Origin of the sequence: Stenotrophomonas sp., assembly GCF_032103445.1 — a bacterium.
Lineage (GTDB): Bacteria > Pseudomonadota > Gammaproteobacteria > Xanthomonadales > Xanthomonadaceae > Stenotrophomonas.
Genome location: NZ_DAMDFR010000051.1, coordinates 1 through 19,747, shown reverse-complemented (window position 1 = coordinate 19,747; position 19,747 = coordinate 1). Strand labels below are relative to the sequence as shown.

The window sequence follows — 19,747 nt, the reverse complement described above, 5'->3', positions numbered from 1 at the left end:
CCCAGCTGGGTACAATCAGCCGAAATCGTGCCGGGGCCGACCATCGGCCCGCCCCCTGCTCTGGAGATGCCATGTACTGCAAGACCCACTACGCCACCCATCCCGACGCCATCAAGGGTGCCAGCAACGACGACCTGCGCGACCTGTACCTGCTCGACGGTCTGTTCAACGCCGACACGGTGACCCTGAAGTACACCCACTACGAGCGCTTCGTGCTCGGCGGTGCCGCGCCGGTGAAGGGTCCGGTGTCGCTGCCGAAGCAGACCGAACCGGCCTCGGCCGCCGGTCACCCGTTCCTGGAGCGTCGCGAACTGGGCGTGATCAACGTCGGTGCCGGCACCGGTACCGTCACCGTCGACGGCACCGTCTACACGCTGGGCCCGAAGGACGGCCTGTATGTGGCGATGGGCAGCGAAGAAGTCGTGTTCGCCTCCAACGACGCCGCCACCCCGGCGCAGTTCTACCTGGCCTCGACCCCGGCCCACGCGCGCTTTGAAACCAAGCAGCTGTCGATCAAGGACGCGGTGGCCCTGGAGCGCGGAGCGCTGGAAACCAGCAACGAGCGCACCATCTACCAGTACATCGTGCCGGCCACCTGCCAGTCCTCGCAGCTGCTGCTGGGCCTGACCGTGCTGAAGCCGGGAAGCGTCTGGAACACCATGCCGCCGCACCTGCACGACCGTCGCAGCGAAGTGTATTTCTACTTCGATCTCGGCCAGAACGACCGCGTGTACCACTTCATGGGTGAGCCGGAAGCGCAGCGCCATATCGTCATCCAAAACAACGAAGCGGTGGTATCGCCGCCGTGGTCGATCCACATGGGTGCGGGCACCAGCAACTACGCCTTCATCTGGGCGATGGGTGGCGAAAACCTCGACTACACCGACATGCACGTGCTGGACATCTGCCAGCTCAAGTAACCCCTATCGCAGCGCCCGCATTGCGCGGGCGCTGCCTGTGCCGCATTGGAAAAGGATCGCAACGCAATGGCTAATCCGTTCAGTCTGGAAGGCAAGATCGCTCTGGTTACCGGTGGCAATACCGGCCTGGGGCAGGGCATCGCAGTCGCGCTGGCGCAGGCCGGTGCCGACGTGGCCGTCGCCGGCATCGCGCCGCCCACCGACACCATCGCCAAGATCACCGCGCTGGGCCGCCGCTGCCTGGCCATCGAAGCCAACCTGATCAGCATCGAACCGGTTGAGCGCGTGGTGCGCGAAACCATCGAAGGCCTGGGCGGGCTGGACATCCTGGTCAACAACGCCGGCCTGATCCGCCGCGCGGATGCGGTGGAGTTCAGCGAGCAGGACTGGGACGACGTGATGAACGTCAACATCAAGTCCGCGTTCTTCATCTCGCAGGCTGCGGGCAAGCACTTCATCGCCCAGGGCAGTGGCAAGATCATCAACATCGCCTCGATGCTCTCGTTCCAGGGCGGCATCCGGGTGCCGTCGTACACCGCCAGCAAGAGCGGCATCGCCGGTATCACCCGTCTGCTCGCCAACGAGTGGGCATCCAAGGGCATCAACGTCAACGCGATCGCGCCGGGTTACATGGCGACCGACAACACCGCCGCGCTGCGTGCCGATGAAGACCGCAACAAGTCGATCCTGGATCGCATTCCGGCCGCGCGCTGGGGCAACCCGGAAGACCTGGCCGGTGCAGCGGTGTTCCTGGCTTCGCGTGCATCGGACTACGTGAACGGTGCAGTGCTGCCGGTCGATGGTGGCTGGTTGGCGCGGTAATCCGTGCGTGCCGACCAACGGTCGGCACCTACCGGTTCGGTGACGCTCGTCGAACGCGGTGCCTGAAAACACGGTAGGTACCGACCGTTGGTCGGTACCCTCCGACCGAAGCACGAAGGGTAGTGCCGGCCGCTGGCCGGCAACCCCAGGAGCCCGAACATGCAACGCATCCTGCTCCCGATCCTGCTGTTCCTCGCCCCCCTTGCAACACACGCTGCGCCGCACCGCGTCTTCATCGCCGGCGACTCCACCGCAGCCGAGTACGGCCCGGACCGCGCCCCACAGGCAGGCTGGGGCCAGGCATTACAGAGCTACCTCGACCCCGCGAAATGGCAGGTGCACAACCACGCCAAAGGCGGCCGCAGCGCACGCAGCTTCATTGAAGAAAAGCGCCTGGACGGCATCGCCGCTGAGCTGAAACCCGGCGATGTGCTGCTGATCGGCTTCGGCCACAACGACGCCAAGTTCGAAGACCCCACGCGCTACAACGATCCTGCGCAGGCGTATCCGCAGTATCTGCTGCGCTACGTGCAGCTGGCGCGCGAGAAACAAGCCACACCGATACTGGTCACACCCGCTGCGCGCCTGCTGTACGACTTCGGCTCGCTGCTGGATACGCATGGCCTGTACACGCAGGCGATGAAACAACTTGCGCAGCAGGAGAACGTCGCGCTGATCGACCTCAACGCGCGCTCCAGCCAATGGATCCGAGCGCTGGGCGAGCAGGGCGCACGTCCGTATTTCCTGTATGTGCCGGAACAGAACAAGTCCGACGGCACCCACTTCAGCGTCGCCGGTGCCAACGCTGTGGCGTGCCTGGTGGTGCGCGAGTGGGTCGGGCTGCAGCCAGAAATGAAAGGTGCATTGAAGCGCGACATTGATTGCGATGTGACCCAGCCGGCAGGGCAGGGCGCGGATGCCGCCAAGCCTTCCCGGGTGGTACATGAGCGTGACATCGCGGTCAGCCAGCCCGGTCCGCATGGCGGGGCTGGGCCGACTACCGCGTATCCGTTCTTCGCCGACGACAACCTGCCGTTTGTGCTGCGCAAGCGCGTGCTGCACAAAGGAGCTGGCATTGGATTGCACCCGCAGCACAAGGACGAGATCTATTACATCGTGAGCGGGCAGGGCAGTTATGTGCTGGACGGCAAGCACTACGACGTGGCGGCAGGGGATGCGCTGCTGACCCGTACAGGCAGCGTGCACGCGCTGCAGCAGCGTGGGGAGCAGGATCTGGTGATGCTGTTGGCGTACCCGCGGTGAGGGGCTGAAGGTGCCGGCCAGCGGCCGGCACTACCGGGGGTCTGCGTAGGGACGCGCCATGCGCGTCCGCCAGGGGGTCCGAGCCTTCCGACCCGCTAACCTTCAAAAGCTCCAAACGATTTTGAAGGTTAGACAGCTAAACTTCAAAAGCGTACGATGCTTTTGAAGGTTAGCCGACTGGAGCCGGCCCATGCGACGTGAAGACATCGCGGTACCCTTGCGCCCCTATCTGGTCCCGGTGGACGGCCGCCCGAACCTGCTGGCCATGACCGCACCGCCCACGCCGCGCCGGCTTCCGGTGGGGCAGTCCGGCGACCGCGGCCTGCTGATCGAGGCCAACGCCGCCCTGGCCCGGCTGGATGAGGCCATGCAGCAATGGCCCGCGCCGGACTTGGTCACCCGTACGCTAGCCCGTCGAGAGGCTGTGCAGAGCTCGCAGATCGAAGGCACCCGCACCGATCTCGACCAGTTGCTGGTCTATGAGGCGACCCTTGGGCTCGATGGCCTGCCGCCCGACGTCGTGGTCACCGAACGCTACGTGCAGGCGCTGCAGCTGGGACTGGACGCCGTTCGAGAGCACGGCCGCTCCGCCATCACCCTGGATCTGGTGAACCAGCTGCATGCGCTGCTGATGCAGGACATGGCCGACGAGTTCCCAAAGGGGGCCTACCGCCAGGAACAGGCCGTGATCGGTCCGCTGGGCAGCCGCCCAGAAGATGCCCGCTTTGTTCCCTCGCCACCGGGCCGCATCGACGAGGCGATGCGGGAACTTGAGCAGTCCATGTTCCAATACACTGCGGCCGAGGACGAGCAATTCGAGCTCAACGTGCTGGCACAGATCGCCATCGCGCATGCGCAGTTCGAGACCATCCACCCCTACAAGGACGGCAATGGGCGAACCGGGCGGTTGCTGATGCCGCTCATCCTGGCTGCCGAAGGCCACCCGCCGCTGTATCTGTCGGGTGCGCTGCTGCGTAGCAAGGACATGTACTACGACGCGCTCAACCAGGTGCAGATCAAGGGCAACTGGGTGCCGTGGATGAACATGGTCTCGCGCTCGGTGATCGAAGCGACGCACGATGCCATTTCCATCGCGGCGGACATGCAGCAGCTGCAGGCGGGTTGGGCCGAAACAGTGAAGGGCTACCGCTCCGATTCGGTCGCGCGACGCCTGCCGGCGTTGTTGATTGGACATCCGGTGGTTACGGCATCCCAAGTGGCCGCGCTGCTGGACGTGTCAGAGCGTTCAGCGCTCACGGGCATCTATGCGCTGGAGAAGGAAGGCATTTTGGAACAAGGGAACGAGCGCAACTGGGGGCGGACGTATCACGCGAAAGCGGTGCTGCAACGGTTGAATCAGTTGCCTGCGTTGCCGGTTCGTCGACCGCGTTGAGTGTGGCGAACGGCGCGGCGCGTTGCGCCGTCGCACGACCGTTGGTCGTGACCCGCGCGATCAAACATCCCCACCTTCCGCCCAACCCTCGCCCGTGCCCTTGTGGAACACGTGGTCGAAGTCCTGCACATCACCGGCCGGCAGATGTTCCTGCTGTTCCAGTGCCGCATAGATCGGGGTGAAGTCCGGATCGGTCGCCTGCATCAGCTGCTCGAAGCTGTCGATCACGAAGTAGGTCTTCTGGAAGGTGTCGATGCGGTAGCGGGTGCGCATGATCCGCTCCAGATCGAACCCGATCCGGTTCGGCGCGTCCGACTCCAGCGAGTACAGCGACTCGCCCTTGGACGACACAATGCCGGCACCGTAAATGCGCAGGCCATCCGGCGTGTTGATCAGCCCGAACTCCACCGTGTACCAGTACAGACGGGTCAGGTTCTGCAGCGCCTCCGGGCCGATCGCGTGGGCTTTGACCCCGCCACGGCCGTAGGCGGCCATGTAGTCGGCGAATACCGGGTTCATCAGCAGCGGCACGTGCCCGAACAGGTCGTGGAACATGTCCGGTTCGGCGATGTAGTCGATCTGGTCCGGGCGGCGGATCCACCAGGTGACCGGGAAGCGGCGGTTGGCCAGATGGTCGAAGAAATCCAGCTCCGGCAACAGCCCCTCTACACCCACCAGGGTCCAGCCCGTCGCGGCACCCAGCACTTCATTGAGCTGGTCAAAGCGCGGAATCATATGCGCGCTCATGCCCATCTCGTCCTGCGCCTTCAGGAACTCGTCGCAGGCGCGGCCTTCCAGCAGTTCGCGCTGGCGCTGGTACAGCGTGCTCCAGGTGGCGTGGTCGTCGGCGCTGTAGCTGTCCCAGGGCTGCTCCACCACGGCGGTGGTATACACCGGCACATAGCCCTTGTCGGTCTCGTGGCGTTCGACGCGGCGGGGGGCGGTGGCGGTTTCCATCGGCGTGGACTCCTGGGAAGTGATCCCTGATGCTAGGGCAGGGGGCGCGCAACAGGGTTGCAAAGTTGCACGCATATCCCGGTTTGGCGCAATATCGTTGCGTCCATTCCATGTTGCGGAGCAGCAATGACCGGAGTAGCCCAGTTCGACCGCACGGATCTGCGCTTGCTGGCTGAGATCCAGCAGCACGGCCGCGCCACCAACGCCGAGCTGGCCGCCCGGGTGAACCTGTCCGCCTCGGCCTGCCTGCGTCGGGTACAGCGGCTGGAGGCCGAAGGAGTCATCGCCGGTTACGGCGCGCGGCTGGATCCCAAGCGGATCGGCTTGGGCCTGCAGGCGTTCGTGCGTGTGCAGCTGGAGAAGCACGACCAGCAGGCCATCGCGTTGTTCGCCGACAGCGTGATCGAGTGGGACGCGGTGGTGGCGTGCCATGCACTTACCGGCGACATGGATTACCTCCTGCACGTCTATGTGCGCGACCTCGAACACTTCTCCAGCTTCCTGCTTGACAAGCTGCTCAACGCCGCAGGTGTCGCCGACGTCAATTCGAGCTTCGTCCTGCGCACCGTGAAAGACTTCCAGTCGTTACCGCTGACGCAACTGGAATAACCGTCACTCGCGCATGCATGACGCATCCGGCTTTGATCCACCCCACACGCCTCCTCCATACTGCAAACAACGCAACTCGCGCGCGCAACCACGGAAAGGACCTGCGACAACCCGTGAACCTGATCTCCAAAACCGTCTGGGCACTCAGCCTGCTGCTCCCGCTCGCCGCCTGCGCCAAGCAGGAAGCGCCCGCGAAAACCATGACCAACGAGCAGGGCTGCACCCGCATCCGCAGCATCGGCCCGCAGGATCCGTACAAGGATCCACCGCCATTGAAGCAGGCGTGCCTGGGGCCGTACCTGCTGGAAATTCCGCAAAACTACTTCGAGAACCAGATCGGGACCGAACACGATGGCCTTTTTGCCATAGCGCTGGAGTATCCGTCGCTGGAGCCGTTCAAGCCGGGTGAAAGGATGCACCTGAGCGTCGATGTTTCAGTCAGAACTGTGAGAGTGGTTTACGACTTCATTGACAGGTTGCGGGTCGAAGAGGTGATGAAAAGGTCGTACACACCAATGGACTACCAGATCGGCGATCCGGAGCACTCGTTGGACACAAGAATCAAGGGGGAAATTGAGAACGGCCTTACCCCGTATCTCATTGACATGCAGCGAATTCGTGCACATTACGCGAGAGAAGGCTACAAGCCGAACGCGGGAGTGATGGAACTAGCAGGCTACAAAGACTGGTTCATCGGAAGAGATGACGCCGGAAGGGTAAATACCGTAATAAAATGCACGCCGAGAGGCATCATTGAATCCGGAGTCGATTATCAGGACGGGAAGATGGTGAAGAACGACGCGATGGGAGTCGCTCGCTGCGACCACGTGATGCTGATTCCTAAACTCGACACCATCGTCAGGATCACGTATCCAAGAGAGGGCGTGCAACATTGGCAACGCATCGAAGAACGTGCGCAGGAACTTATCGTTCAGTTTGGTGCTGAAGCAAGCAAGGAGGCGAGGTGATGGCAGGTCTGGATCAAAACGACATGCGAATTCTCGAAGCTTACGCTCGAGAAAGGAATCGTGAGCTCTACTTCAACTATCTCGCCCAAAAGGAAGGAAATGACGGGTACGGTCTATTGGCTCTAGGCGTAGTCCGCAACGATAACGCCCCAGGATCAACGGCCAATGCTTTTGCTCAGAACCAGGCCTCGCGAGATGGAAAGCACTACGGTGAGCGGGACTGGCAGGACTATGGCGTTGAGTTGATGCAGAACGATCTGGCGCTTCGCCAGAGGCATTACAATGCAGGAAGGCCTCATTTGGCCCTGAACCTGCCGGTTCGAGATGTTCAACAAGCTCACGATGTCGCTTTTGATAACCGAGGCGTCAATCCAAATGCATGGACCCCACGCCAGCTTCTCGAAGCCGCCCGCCGCCATGGAGGTGAGCAGGAGGCTGAGAAAGTCTGGACCATGATGCTGGACAACACGGCGTTGGGTTTCAAGCGCGCGGCCATGACCACCGACAGCGTCGCGCGCGGCTACAACGATCAGGAGCTCAATGCATCGTCCTACTTTTCGGACATGACCAAAGCGCGCGCTTCCATGCTTGCCACTGCGTCGAACGTGGATCCCCAGCGGAACCGCCAGGCGGGTCGCGACTTCACTTTCACCGGTGATGGCAATTGGAGCGTGCGGACGCAGATCGAAGGTAGGGTCACGCGGGACATCCCGGTTACCGATCCGAAGTTCATCGAGTACCTTAACGAGGCCCGCGAGGTACGTCTGGAACGCCAGCAACTCCGCGGCCAGTTCCACCCCGACGATCCCAATCAGCATCGTCCGATCAAGGAAAGTCCGTTCCTGCTGTCGGACGCAGGACCGGATCTGGATCCACGCGATCCATCCCACCCCCGCCACGCTCTGCACCAACAATGCGTTGCAGGTGTGCAGTCCATTGATGCCCGCCTGGGCAAGCCATGGGACGCCCACAGCGAGTGCATGGCGGCGAGCCTGACTACGCTGGCGGTTCGCAACAATCTCGACCGTGCTGACCACGTGCTGCTGAGCGAGCAGGGCACCCGCAGCGCCCCAGGCGAACACGTGTTCGTGGTGCAGGGGGCATTGAACGACCCAGCACAGCGTCGTGCGCACATGCCCACCGCCGAGGCTGTAGCTACGCCTCCAGAACAGTCATTCCAGCAGTTGGCGGAAGTGGATCAGGTACGTTCGCGCGAACAGGTGCAGCAACAAATGCGTGAACAGGAGCAAGTGGCGCGTGCGCCGATGATGCACGCGTAATCGCAGGCCTACGGTGCCGGGCAAGGCCCGGCACTACGGGATCAGGCGCACTTTTCCTTGCGACCCATCAACTTCCCCATGCGCGAAGGTTCGTCGCACTTGGGAGCCGGCGGCGGCGGTGCTGCGGCGGCGGCACGTGCACGGCGCAGCTGTTCCACCTTGGCGCGGATCTGCGGCATTGCCGCCATCGCGGCCTTCTCGCCTTCCAGGATCGCGTAGCCGCGCTGACTGAAATCGGCCGCGCCGATGTCCAGCACCTTCGGGCGGATGATGATGTCGGCGCGCGCCAGCTCCTGCTCGCCCAGGCGCTGGCCCATGATCGCGATCGACTGGTTGACGATGCCGAGCATGCCGGTCGGCGACTTGCCGCTGGCCTTGCTGGAGATATCCACGGCGATGACGAAGTCCGCACCCAACTGGCGGGCCGCGTCGACCGGCACCGGGCTGACCACGCCGCCGTCGACGAACATGCTCTGGCCGATCTTCACCGGTTCGAACACGCCGGGAATGCTGCTGGAGGCGCGCACGGCCTGGCCCACGTTGCCGCGCACGAACACCGCACGTTCGCCGTTATCCAGATTGGTGGCCACGGCGGCAAACGGCTTCTTCAGCTTTTCGGCGGGCTTGTTGTTGACCTGCGCATTGACGTAGTCCTGCAGCTTCTGGCCCTGCACCAGCCCGCCCGAAAACAGGCGCACGTCGCGGATGCTGGCTTCGTCCAACGCCACCGCCTTGCTCTGCATGGCGAACGCGTCCATGCCACTGGCATACAGCGCGCCGACCACGCTGCCGGCGCTGGTGCCGGATACCACCACCGGCTCGAAGCCGTTGGCCTCCAGCATCTTGATCACGCCGATATGCGCGAAGCCCTTCGCCGCACCGCCACCCAGAGCGATGCCGATCTTCACCGGCTTGGCCGGCGTAGCAGGCACCACCACCGGAGTGACCGGAGCCGGCTTGGTGTTCTCGCCCCCGCAGGCGGCCAACAGGCCGAGCAGGGCAACAGACAGCGTCAGACGGGTGCGGCGGAAGGCGTTCATCGGCAAGCCGAAAAGTGAATGGGCAATAGCATACCGGTAGTGCCGGCCGCTGGCCGGCACATGCGCGTCGGTTGGTTATGCGAGGTTGCCGGCCAGCGGCCGGCACTACCGAAGGCGGCTTCACCGGTACGAGAAGAGAGAAGGCCCGCATTCGCGGGCCTTCTAGGTGCCTTTCGGCCATTCGGTACGTCAGGTGCCTTTCGGCCAACCCCAGCAGCATACGACCCAACCAGAGCGGTCGCCAGGGTCAAAGCCGTCGCGCGGTGACGCGCTGGGTTCTAGAACCGGTTATCCCCATCCAGAATCCGCCCCAGCCCGCCCAGCACCGAGCCTTCGCCGCGGTTCTGGCCGCCACCCTGCGGTGCCGCCATCCACATGCGGCCGGCCAGGCGCGAGAACGGCAGCGACTGCAGCCAGACCTTGCCGGGGCCGGTCAGGGTGGCCAGGAACACGCCTTCGCCGCCGAACACCATGCTCTTGATCCCGGCCACCCGGCGCACGTCCATGTTCACGCTCGAATGGAACGCGACCACGCAGCCGGTGTCCACGTCCAGGCGCTCGCCGGGAGCCAGCTCACGCTCGATCACGCAGCCGCCGGCATGGATGAACACCCAGCCGTCGCCTTCGAGCTTCTGCATGATGAAGCCCTCACCGCCGAACAGGCCGGTCATGATCTTCTGCTGGAAGTGCACCCCGATCTGCACCCCGCGCGCGCCGGCCAGGAAGCTGTCCTTCTGGCAGATCAGGCGGCCACCGTGCTGGTCCAGCTTCATCGGCAGCACAGTGCCGGGGTAGGGCGCGGCGAAGGCGACCTTGGCCTTGCCGTGGCCGGTATGGGTGTACAGGGTGGCGAACAGGCTCTCCCCGGTGAGCACGCGCTTGCCGGCGCTCATCAGCTTGTCCATGAAGCCGCCGCCCTGGCCACTGTGCGAGCCGTCGCCGAACACGGTGTCCATCTGCACGGCGGCGTCCTTGAACATCAGCGCGCCGGCTTCGGCGATGGCGCTTTCGCCCGGGTCCAGCTCGATTTCCACGAACTGCATCTCATGGCCGACGATGCGGTAGTCGATGTCGTCAGCGCGCTGACCGCGAGCCCCTGAACCGCCCGGCACCGGCGGCGGAGTGCCGACCGGCCCGGTGCTGCCGGCCAGCAGCTCGGGCACCTCGGCGATCTGCATCCAGCCGCTCATGCCCTCGCACCAGACCAGCGCCTGGCGGTTGGCCTGGGCGAAGCGGCGGGCGGAATCGTCGTCCAGCGGGCCGATGCGGTCGGGTTGGCCGGAGAGATGGAAGTACCAGTGGGTCATGGGTAGGGCCCTGTTGATGGGTTGCGGACGGGTCTGTCCTTCACATCATGGGTCCAAAACGTTGGTAATAAATGTCCGGAATTTGCGACGTTGTTGCTGTGCTGCAACAATTGTCTGGTAGCGCCGGTCCACCACCCCTCCCAACACAGCCTAATCGCCATGTTCCCGAACCGCACTGCCCACGGCCGCACCGCGTCCGTGCACCCCCTCGTTGTTGCCCTTGCCGCCCTGCTGCCATTGACGGCCGCAGCCCAGGACGCCCCCGCCGCCAAGGATCCGGTCGCCCTCGATACGTTGCAGGTAACGGCGCAGCGCCGTGTGGAAAACGCCAAGGACGTGCCGGTGTCGATCTCGGCCATCCAGGGTGAAAAGCTTGACGTGCTTGGCTCGGCCGGCGATGACATCCGCTTCCTGTCGGCACGCGTGCCGAGCCTGAACATTGAATCGTCCTATGGTCGTGCCTTCCCGCGCTTCTACATCCGCGGCCTGGGCAACACCGATTTCGACCTCAATGCCTCGCAGCCGGTCTCGCTGGTGTATGACGATGTGGTGCAGGAAAGCCCGCTGCTGAAGGGCTTCCCGCTGTTCGACCTGGCCGGCGTGGAAGTGCTGCGTGGCCCGCAGGGCACGCTGTTCGGCCGCAACACACCGGCCGGTGTGGTCAAGTTCGATTCGGCGCGTCCGTCGCAGGACGCCGATGGCTACGTGAAGGTGTCCTATGGCACCTACGACACCTGGAACGTGCAGGGCGCGTACGGCGGCCCGCTGACCGACCGCTGGTCGGCACGTGTGTCGGCGCTGTACCAGCGCCGCGACAACTACGTCGACAACACCCGCCCGAACGCCCCGGCCGAAGGCTTCGAGGGCTATGACGAATCCGCCGGCCGCGTGCAGTTCCTGTACGAAGGCGACGAGTTCGAAGCGCTGTTCAACCTGCACAAGCGCAAGCTCAACGGCACCGCCCGTCTGTTCCGCGCCAACATCATCCAGCCGGGCAGCAACAAGCTGGTGGAGAACTTCGACCGCGACAAGGTCTCCAACGACGGTGTGAACTTCTCCGAGCTGGACACCTGGGGCGGCAGCGCGCGCCTGCAGTGGAACCTGGGCAGCGTCACCCTGCACTCGATCACCGGCTATGAAACCGCCGAGTCGCTCAACCACGGCGACATCGACGGCGGCTACGGTGCCAGCTTCCTTGGCGACGGCAACTATGGCCCGGGCTTCATTCCGTTCCCGTCGGAGTCGGCCGACGGGCTGCCCGACCACCGCCAGTGGACCCAGGAATTCCGCGTCGAATCCAACGAATGGGGTCGCTTCGACTGGCAGGCCGGCGTGTTCTACTTCGATGAAGACGTCACCATCGACAGCTTCAACTACGACTCCCTCACCCCCGGCAATCCGCAGACCGGCCATGCCGTGCAGAGCCAGCGCAACAAGGCCTGGGCGGTGTTCGCGTCGGGCGACCTGGACGTGACCGACAAGTTCAAGCTGCGCGCCGGCGTGCGCTACACCCAGGACAAGAAGGACTTCACCGCCAGCGTGCTGCAGGCTGTGCCGGGTGGCACCCCGGTCAGCGGCCCGTACATCGCCAACACCGATGTGGACGATGTCAGCTGGGATCTGAGCGGTGTGTACCAGATCACCGACAGCCTCAACGCCTATGCGCGTGTGGCCAAGGGCTTCCGCGCGCCGTCGATCCAGGGCCGTCTGGCCTTCGGTGGCGTCTCGCAGGCGGATTCTGAGAAGGTGATCTCGTACGAAGCCGGTATCAAGGCTGATCTGTTTGATCGTCGCGCACGCCTGGGCTTCAACGTGTTCCGCTATGACGTCGACGGCCAGCAGCTGATCGCCGTGGGCGGTGCCAACAACACCGCCACCCTGCTCAACGCCGACAAGACCGTCGGCCAGGGCGTGGAGCTGGACTTCGAGGCCTACCTGACCGACCACGTGCTGCTGACCCTGGGCAGCAGCTACAACGACACCGAGATCAAGGACCGCGACCTGGCGGTGGCGATCTGCGGTGGCGGCTGCACCATCACCGACCCGACCACGGTCATCAATGGTGGCACCTACGCATTGGTCAACGGCAACCCGCTGCCGCAGGCACCGAAGCTGATCCACAACCTGACCCTGCGTGCGGGCTTCCCGCTCAACGACGCCAGCGAGCTGTACGTGTACACCGACTGGGCGTACCGCAGCCCGGTGAACTTCTTCCTGTACGAGTCGCCGGAGTTCCGCAGCCGCTCGTCGCTGGAAGGTGGCCTGCGCCTGGGCTACAACTGGGAGTACGGCCAGTACGACGTGGCGGTGTTCGGTCGCAACCTGACCAACCAGACCCGCGTGGTCGGTGCGATCGACTTCAACAACCTGACCGGCTTCCTCAACGAGCCGCGTACGTTTGGCGTCGAGTTCACCGCGAAGTTCTGATGCGGTGATGCAATGAAAACGGCGCGGAGAGATCCGCGCCGTTTTTGTTTGGCCCCCACCGATCAAATGGGGGACCCCGGTAGAGTCGACCCTTGGTCGACTGCTCTTCGTTCCGGCGTCATGAACGTCTGATATGGGGCTTCGACCCGGTTTCAACGTCGGCCAATGCAACGGAACCGACGTGTCGCGGTGCTGGACGCTTGTGCCGCGCGTTGCGCGGTTGCCACGCATGGCGTGGCACTACGAATTGCTGGCGAACGCGGTCAGATCCGGATACCGCCGCATGGTGCTTCGGACATTACAGCGCGCTGTCTGGGCGCACCTTCAATACGGCTTCTTCGGTCGCGCAATCGCGGCTGGAGCGTGCGCCTGCCGCACGCGCTGCGGCAATTTCCTTGCGCGCGGCGGCCAGATCGCGCTGGAATTCCGGGTTGTCATGCAGGCGCGCCACGGCGGCTGCGCCCATGAAACGTCCCTCCAGAATGTCGCTCTGCCAGTGCACGTTGCACACCAGGCGGCTTTCGCCGTAGTTGCGGCCACGCAGCTGGATGGCATCGGCGCGCTCGGGCACGATCTCGGAAAGAATCAGCGCCCAGGCCCAGCCAATCGAAGTGTGGCCGGATGGATACGAACCATTCTTGCGCAGCCCTTCCTCATCGTCCGGCGTGCAGGTCGGCTCGCCATTGACCATGAACGGCCGCGCGCGCTGGTAATGGTGCTTGGCCACGCGGGTCGCCGCACTGGCATCAATGCGGCTGCGCTCCAGCAGGCGGTACAGCGCCGGCGTCTTCTGCGCGTCCACGTCCAGGCCGATGGCGCAGGAGAACTGGTTCGCCCCTTCCGGGAAGCCGAGTTCCGCATCTGCAGTGGCCTGGGCGAAGCGAGGGCTGCCACGCAGGGCGCGTGCCTCGCGGCTGACCTGCTCGTCCAAGGCGAAACCGGCCGAACCCGCCACCGGCGGCGCCGGCACCAGATTCAGGCTGGCCGGCACGTCACGAACGGCCAGATAGCCCACCGCCTTGGTCACCACCGACGCCTCCACCGGCGTGCCCTGCGGGGCGGCCGTGGTGGCACAGCCGGCGAGAACCGACATCACGGCGGCAGCCAGGGCGGGGCGCAGTAGCGCAGATGGGGTGAACAACGACATGGGCAGTACTCGGCAACGGTGAGCCCGCATGATCGCAGCTTCATCGTCCCCTGCCAGCGGCCGCAGGTCATGCCGCCAGACCCGGCATAACCCGTGAGAGTGGTTGCAGATGCAAGGAATACGGCACTGGTTCACGGAAATTCACGCGCCGCCCGGCATAGCTTCGGCCCCGGCAGCTTCCCCACGAGGGTGCCGGCAATCAGGGGGATCACCAAACATCCGGAGACACTCGATGCAAAGCAAAGCAGTGGGGACGGGGGCCATGCTGGCCCTCGGCTTGATGCTCACCTGCGCCAGCGCGCACGCCGCCGACGTGGTGGGCGTGGCCTTCGTGCACGGCACCGGCAAGCAGACCGACGCCCGCACCGACTACTGGCAACCCGGCATCATCGACAACGTGCGCCAGGGCCTGCCCAACAGCAGCAACTACACGGTCATCAACTGCGATTTCGAGCAGTACATGTGGAAGCCGGAAGCCGCCGGCTGCCTGGCCACCCAGCTCACCAGCTTCATCAACAGCAAGGGCATCACCAAGCTGGTGGTGATCACCCATTCCAACGGCGGCAACGTGGTGCGCTGGATCCTCTCCAACCCCACCTACGACAGCCGCTATCCGAAGCTGATCCAGACCATCAGCAAGGTCACCGCGCTGGCTCCGTCTTCAGCGGGAACGCCGCTGGCCGATGCCGTGCTCAACGGCAATGTGTTCGAAGCCTCGGTCGGCTGGCTGCTGGGCTACCAAAATGACGCAGTACGCATGCAGCAGGTGGGCTGGATGGCGACCTACAACGCGCAGAACCTGTACGGCACGGCCGGCCGCCCGGCGTTGCCCAAGCCGTTCCGCGCAGTGGTGGGGTCGGATGTGGATTCGGCGGTGTGGGACAGCGACAGCTACTGCGGCGGCTATCCGCTCAACGTGGGGCTGGAATTCACCCAGAACTGGTTGAACAGCTGTTCCGACGGCTTCCTGGAATGCAGCAGCCAGCGCGCCGCGGGCACGGTGCTGTTCACCGACACCGCGCGTACTGCCGGGGCCGAGCCGCTCAGCCACAACCAGAGCCGCCGCGACTGTTTCGGCCTCGGCACGATCCTGCGCAACGACCTTACCCTTTAAGGAGCACGACATGACCTCACCCGTGAAACTCGCGGCGGCCATGGCCGTCGCCCTCGCCGCGCTGCCGTTGCAGGCCGCGCAACCGCTGCAGGCGGCCCGCAGCACCGACCAGGTGCCGACCCGGGTCGAGACCGCACCCATGCCTGCCAACACCGGTGAACGCGAGCCGGTCAGCTTTGCCTGGGCGCTCGACCCGACCCAGGCGCTGGTCGACCCGGCCCCGTTCGTGGCGATCAGCCGCAGCTACTGGGAAATGGTGGACGGCAGCGCGCTGCAGCAGGGGGTAGCCCTGCCGATGACCGCACCCGACGCCGTCATCCAGGTCAGCCCAGCCCCGGGCGCACGGACCCTCACTCCGGCGCAGTGGCAGCTCCGCGACCCGGCCGGCACCTTGAAGGTCGAGCCGGTGGTCGACAGCCAGCAGTTGCAGGCCGCTGGCATGTCAGTGAGCGCAGGCACGGCCATGGCCCGCACTGGCAAGACGGCCGCTGCCGGCACTTACCGGCTGCAGAGTGCTCAGGCGCAGGGCCGCTACGTGGTGCAGGTGCTCGAACCCAACAGCCCGATCAGCCTGCGCCTGCAGGGCAGCCACGACCAGGTGCTGGCCGGCGGCACGCTGACCGTCGACGCACAGCTGGTGGATGACGGCGGCAGCGCCCAGGCCGTCGCTGCACGCAATCTCGTCCGCAACCTGCCCGCCGGGGGCGAGGCGCTGCTGGTGGCTCCGGATGGCCGCAGCTGGCCGGTGCCGCTGCAGGCCGGCAAGACCGGGCTGACCGCGCAGGTCACGGTGCCGCAGGACGTTGGCAACGCACAGGGGCTGTGGGAACTGCAGACCTTCATCAGCGCCAACGGGGTACAGCGCGACGCCAAGATCGCCTTCGCCGTGGCCCAGCCCACCGCCCGCTTCAGTGGCCAGGTCCAGGCCGACGCCGGCAAGCGTGTGCTGCAACTGCCGTTGCAGGTGGGCGCTCCGGGCCGGTACGAGGCGCGCGGCACGCTGTACGCCACCGGGCCGGACGGCCAGCTGCGGCCGGTGGCGCAGGCGCACAGTGCGGCGTGGTTTGAGACGGCCGGTACAGGCACGTTGAGCCTGCCATTCAACAGCGTGGCGTTGCCCAAGGGCTACGGCGCGCCGTTCCAGGTGCGCGCGCTGGAACTGCGGGACCAGACCCGCATGGCTCCGATTGAATCGCGGGCAGTGGGTTTGACCTTCTAAACGGAACACCGGTAGCGCCGGCCGTTGGCCGGCCCACGCGATGTCGAGGGCCGGCTGACAGCCGGCGCTACCGGATCGCACCCACGTCAGTCCGCGAACGCGGTCAGGTGCCCGTTGTGCTCCTGCACCCGCACTGGTCCGCCGAACACCTCGGAAAGCGGCGCGTCGCGCAGCAGCTCAGCACGCGGCCCATCGGCCACAATCCGCCCGCCTCGTAGCAGCACCACCCGCTCGATCTCCGGAATCACTTCCTCGATGTGGTGGGTCACCAGCACCAGGGTGATGCCCTGGGCCGCCAGCGAGCGCATGGTGCTGATCAGCTGCTGGCGCGCCACCAGGTCCAGCCCGGTGGACGGTTCGTCCAGCAGCAGCGCCTGCGGCCGGTTCACCAGTGCCCGCGCGATCAGCACACGGCGGGTCTCACCCGCAGACAGCTCCGCATAACCACGTGACAGCAGGGGCAGGGCACCGGTCAGGGCCAGCGCCTGGCGCGCCCGCTCGCGCATGTCGGCGGTCACCTCGCGGAACGCCGGCACCACGAAGCTGGCGAAGAAGCCGGTCAGCACGGCTTCTTCCACGGTCAGCCCGGGCATGTCGGACAGGTTGGCGCTGAGGTCGCCGGTGACGATGCCCAGCTGCGAACGCAGCCGGTCCACCTGCCAGCGGTTCTGGCCCAGCACCTTCACCGCCACCGTGCCGTCGGCATGCGCCAGCGGGTAGAGCTCGCGGGTGATCAGCTTGATGAAGGACGACTTGCCGCACCCGTTCGGGCCCAGCAGGGCGGTGTGCTGCCCCTGCGCGATGCGCAGGCTGAGGTCATGCAGCACCCGCACCTGGCCGCGGATGACGCAGGCACGGTCCAGTTCGATCAATGGGGCGGGGCTTACGGCGGCGGGAACTGCAACGGTCATGAATAGGGGGCCGGACTCACGAAGGACGAAAACAACTGAATGACTGCGCAAAAATGGCACCAGAGGGATGCAGTTTGCAACGTCTGCCCCCATCATGGGCGTACGTGACCCTGTCCATCTGCTGGCCGAAGGCCTGGAGTTCTGCAATGCCCGAAATGCTCATCAACTTCCTGACCGGCGGTGTCGTCGGCCTCGGCTGGTGGGGCATGGCGCTGGTGCTGCTGGTGTTCACCCAGCTCACCATCTTCGCTGTGACGCTGTACCTGCATCGCAGCCAGGCGCATCGCGGGGTGGACTTCCACCCGGTCATCTCGCACTTCTTCCGCTTCTGGGTGTGGCTCACCACCTCGATGATCACCAAGGAGTGGGTGGCCATCCACCGCAAGCACCACGCCAAGGTGGAAACCGAGGAAGACCCGCACAGCCCGGTCACCAAGGGCATCAGCACCGTATTCTGGCGCGGCGTGGAGCTGTATCGCGAAGCGCGCACGCTGCGCGCCGACATCGACCAGTACGGGCGCGGCGCGCCGGACGACTGGATCGAGCGCCACCTGTACACCCCGCACGCCAACCTCGGCCCGGCAGTGCTGTTCTTCGTCAACCTGGTGCTGTTCGGCCTGCCCGGCGTGGCCCTGTGGGCGATCCAGATGGCCTGGATTCCGTTCTGGGCTGCCGGCGTGGTCAACGGCCTGGGCCACTGGTGGGGTTACCGCAATTTTGAATCCGCCGACACCTCCACCAACCTCACCCCGTGGGCGTTCTGGATCGGCGGCGAAGAACTGCACAACAACCACCATGCCTTCCCCAGTTCGGCGCGCTTCTCGATGCGGCGCTGGGAGTTCGACATCGGCTGGGCCGCGATCCGCGCGCTGCAGGCGGTGAAGCTGGCCAAGGTGCTGCGCGTGGCCCCGAGCATGGACGTGCGCGCGAACATCGCTGTGCCGGACGCGGAAACCCTGAAGGCGCTGCTGTCGCACCGCTTCCAGGCCATGACCGACTACCAGCGCAATGTGTTCGTGCCCGCGCTGCGTGAAGAGGCTGCCTTTGCCGGGGCCAAACTGCGCAAGCTGCTGCCGCGCCGCATGCGCCGTGGCCTGGTCAACGATGGCCGCTGGCTCAAGCCGGCCTGCCGTGCCGAACTCAACAGCTGGGTGGAGCAGCGTCCGCGCATCCGCGTGCTGGTGGAACACCGCGCCCGCCTTTCCGCCTTGCTGGAGGCACGCAGCAACGACGCCGCCGAACGCCTGAAGGCGCTGCAGGCCTGGTGCCAGGACGCCGAAGCCAGCGGCATCGCCGCGCTGCAGGCCTATGCAGCGCGCCTGAAGGGCTATGCATTGACGGCGCACTGACGGTGCGTCGTCTGCTCTGCACCGCGCTGCTGCTGGGCAGCGCCGTGGCCCACGCGCAGGTCGCCGACACCGGCACCTATCTGCAACGCATGGACACCGATGCTGACGGCAAGGTCAGCGTTGACGAGTACGTCGCGTGGATGATGTATGCATTTGACCGCATGGACCGGAACGGCGACGGCGTGTTGAGCAGCGATGAGCTGCCGGGCGGGAAGGGCAAGCCGATCACCCGCGAGCAGCAGCGGCAGACGATTGTGGAGCGCTTTCACAAACAGGATGCGAACAGGGATGGATTCCTGAGCGCGAAGGAACTCTCAGCGCCACCCCGCTGAATTGCATGAGCCAGCCGGCTGGTGTAGGGACGCACCATGCGCGTCCGCTCTTCGTTCTGACGCCATGACACCTGATCGGTGGCTTCGGCGCGATCTAAACGTTGGACGAATCGCGTGGCGTGTGATGGGATGTGGCTTCGGATGCTTGTGCCGCGCGTTGCGCGGTTGACGCGCATGGCGCGTCACTACGAATTGCTACGTGCGCAGGACGATGGCGCTAATTCGCGCCGCGTCCGCAACCGCTCAACTTCCGGACACATCCGCCGATAATCTCAAGACACACCCCTGAAGGAACAGGACATGAAAAACGCTGCGCGCTTCTTCACCGCCGTCCTGCTGGTCAGCACCCTCTCCGGCTGCGTCACCCTCTCCGGTACCTATGTAGTCACCGCCACCGACGCCGACAGCCGCGACCTCGCCCCCAATGTGCAGGTGACCGCCGAAGGCAGTGGCGTCTACACCGCGCGCAATGCGTTGTGCTCTGCACGCCCGGGAGCCATCATCCGCATCAAGGACATCAAGACCGGCCAGGAACTCAGTTCCGAGAGCCCGTATACCTGCAAGAGCAGGTAGAGAATTCAACCGCCGGGCACGCGCCCGGCGAACAGCGCAATCGTCCTGTGCACGTACCAATTCGTAGATACCGTCTCGCCCCTGCCTATGCAAGGGCGATTTCGGGATCAAACGGC

Annotated in this window: 18 protein-coding genes; 13 read left to right on the top strand and 5 right to left on the bottom strand. The window is 65.1% G+C overall.

The genetic code is table 11. From position 1 onward, the window contains the following. Positions 1 to 71: 71 nt before the first annotated feature. The 4 genes from kduI to RT551_RS15900 all read left to right on the top strand — a co-directional run bounded on the left by kduI (position 72) and on the right by RT551_RS15900 (position 4,398). Complete coding sequence (gene kduI, locus RT551_RS15915) at positions 72 to 920, top strand: 5-dehydro-4-deoxy-D-glucuronate isomerase (protein WP_125361115.1); 849 nt, start codon at positions 72 to 74, stop codon at positions 918 to 920. 66 nt (positions 921 to 986) lie between these two features. Continuing rightward, a complete protein-coding gene (gene kduD, locus RT551_RS15910; protein ID WP_311193208.1) occupies positions 987 to 1,742 on the top strand; it encodes a 2-dehydro-3-deoxy-D-gluconate 5-dehydrogenase KduD in 756 nt (251 codons plus the stop codon). A 159-nt stretch (positions 1,743 to 1,901) separates the two neighbouring features. Beyond that, positions 1,902 to 3,005 (top strand): GDSL-type esterase/lipase family protein, encoded by a 1,104-nt coding sequence (locus RT551_RS15905; RefSeq protein ID WP_313460461.1) that lies wholly within the window; start codon positions 1,902 to 1,904, stop codon positions 3,003 to 3,005. 190 nt (positions 3,006 to 3,195) lie between these two features. Next, positions 3,196 to 4,398, top strand: a complete 1,203-nt coding sequence (locus RT551_RS15900) for a Fic/DOC family N-terminal domain-containing protein (protein WP_313460459.1) — start codon at positions 3,196 to 3,198, stop codon at positions 4,396 to 4,398. Between the two features lie 60 nt (positions 4,399 to 4,458). Here the strand turns inward: RT551_RS15900 and phhA are convergent, their stop codons facing one another. Beyond that, entirely contained in the window at positions 4,459 to 5,355 is an 897-nt protein-coding gene (gene phhA, locus RT551_RS15895) for a phenylalanine 4-monooxygenase (protein WP_313460457.1), read from the bottom strand. Between the two features lie 126 nt (positions 5,356 to 5,481). Between phhA and RT551_RS15890 the strand changes: the two genes are divergently transcribed. The 3 genes from RT551_RS15890 to RT551_RS15880 all read left to right on the top strand — a co-directional run bounded on the left by RT551_RS15890 (position 5,482) and on the right by RT551_RS15880 (position 8,212). Then, the gene (locus tag RT551_RS15890; protein ID WP_313460455.1) at positions 5,482 to 5,964 is read left to right on the top strand and encodes an Lrp/AsnC family transcriptional regulator; all 483 of its coding nucleotides are present in this window, start codon (positions 5,482 to 5,484) and stop codon (positions 5,962 to 5,964) included. 113 nt (positions 5,965 to 6,077) lie between these two features. Further along, positions 6,078 to 6,932 (top strand): hypothetical protein, encoded by an 855-nt coding sequence (locus RT551_RS15885; protein ID WP_313460454.1) that lies wholly within the window; start codon positions 6,078 to 6,080, stop codon positions 6,930 to 6,932. Next, positions 6,932 to 8,212 carry an XVIPCD domain-containing protein gene (locus RT551_RS15880; RefSeq protein WP_313460453.1) on the top strand — a complete coding sequence of 427 codons (1,281 nt, stop codon included), beginning with the start codon at positions 6,932 to 6,934 and terminating at the stop codon, positions 8,210 to 8,212. Before RT551_RS15885 ends, RT551_RS15880 begins: the two co-directional genes overlap by 1 nt. Before the next feature lie 41 nt (positions 8,213 to 8,253). Here RT551_RS15880 and RT551_RS15875 read toward each other — a convergent pair whose 3' ends face one another. Both RT551_RS15875 and RT551_RS15870 read right to left on the bottom strand, forming a co-directional pair. Beyond that, a complete protein-coding gene (locus RT551_RS15875; RefSeq protein WP_313460451.1) occupies positions 8,254 to 9,252 on the bottom strand; it encodes a patatin-like phospholipase family protein in 999 nt (332 codons plus the stop codon). 278 nt (positions 9,253 to 9,530) lie between these two features. Then, entirely contained in the window at positions 9,531 to 10,559 is a 1,029-nt protein-coding gene (locus tag RT551_RS15870; RefSeq protein WP_313460449.1) for a TIGR00266 family protein, read from the bottom strand. 159 nt (positions 10,560 to 10,718) lie between these two features. On the opposite strand from RT551_RS15870, the gene RT551_RS15865 reads away from it, so the two are divergent. Beyond that, entirely contained in the window at positions 10,719 to 12,986 is a 2,268-nt protein-coding gene (locus RT551_RS15865) for a TonB-dependent receptor (RefSeq protein ID WP_313460447.1), read from the top strand. Positions 12,987 to 13,284: 298 nt separating this feature from the next. Here RT551_RS15865 and RT551_RS15860 read toward each other — a convergent pair whose 3' ends face one another. After that, positions 13,285 to 14,133 carry a phosphatase PAP2 family protein gene (locus RT551_RS15860; protein ID WP_313460444.1) on the bottom strand — a complete coding sequence of 283 codons (849 nt, stop codon included), beginning with the start codon at positions 14,131 to 14,133 and terminating at the stop codon, positions 13,285 to 13,287. A gap of 232 nt (positions 14,134 to 14,365) precedes the next feature. On the opposite strand from RT551_RS15860, the gene RT551_RS15855 reads away from it, so the two are divergent. Together RT551_RS15855 and RT551_RS15850 are read left to right on the top strand one after the other, a co-directional pair. Continuing rightward, positions 14,366 to 15,247: a hypothetical protein gene (locus RT551_RS15855; protein WP_313460442.1), complete on the top strand. Its 882-nt coding sequence runs from the start codon at positions 14,366 to 14,368 to the stop codon at positions 15,245 to 15,247. 10 nt (positions 15,248 to 15,257) lie between these two features. Next, a complete protein-coding gene (locus RT551_RS15850) occupies positions 15,258 to 16,466 on the top strand; it encodes a DUF4785 domain-containing protein (RefSeq protein WP_313460440.1) in 1,209 nt (402 codons plus the stop codon). Between the two features lie 86 nt (positions 16,467 to 16,552). Here RT551_RS15850 and RT551_RS15845 read toward each other — a convergent pair whose 3' ends face one another. Beyond that, the gene (locus RT551_RS15845; protein WP_313460438.1) at positions 16,553 to 17,377 is read right to left on the bottom strand and encodes an ATP-binding cassette domain-containing protein; all 825 of its coding nucleotides are present in this window, start codon (positions 17,375 to 17,377) and stop codon (positions 16,553 to 16,555) included. A 146-nt stretch (positions 17,378 to 17,523) separates the two neighbouring features. Here RT551_RS15845 and RT551_RS15840 point away from each other — a divergent pair, with 146 nt between their 5' ends. From RT551_RS15840 to RT551_RS15830, 3 genes are all read left to right on the top strand, one after another. Further along, a complete protein-coding gene (locus RT551_RS15840; protein WP_313460436.1) occupies positions 17,524 to 18,726 on the top strand; it encodes a fatty acid desaturase in 1,203 nt (400 codons plus the stop codon). Further along, entirely contained in the window at positions 18,723 to 19,058 is a 336-nt protein-coding gene (locus RT551_RS15835; RefSeq protein WP_313460477.1) for a hypothetical protein, read from the top strand. The genes RT551_RS15840 and RT551_RS15835 overlap by 4 nt, the downstream gene beginning before the upstream one ends. A 300-nt stretch (positions 19,059 to 19,358) precedes the next feature. Further along, complete coding sequence (locus RT551_RS15830; protein ID WP_313460434.1) at positions 19,359 to 19,631, top strand: hypothetical protein; 273 nt, start codon at positions 19,359 to 19,361, stop codon at positions 19,629 to 19,631. Positions 19,632 to 19,747: the final 116 nt, after the last annotated feature.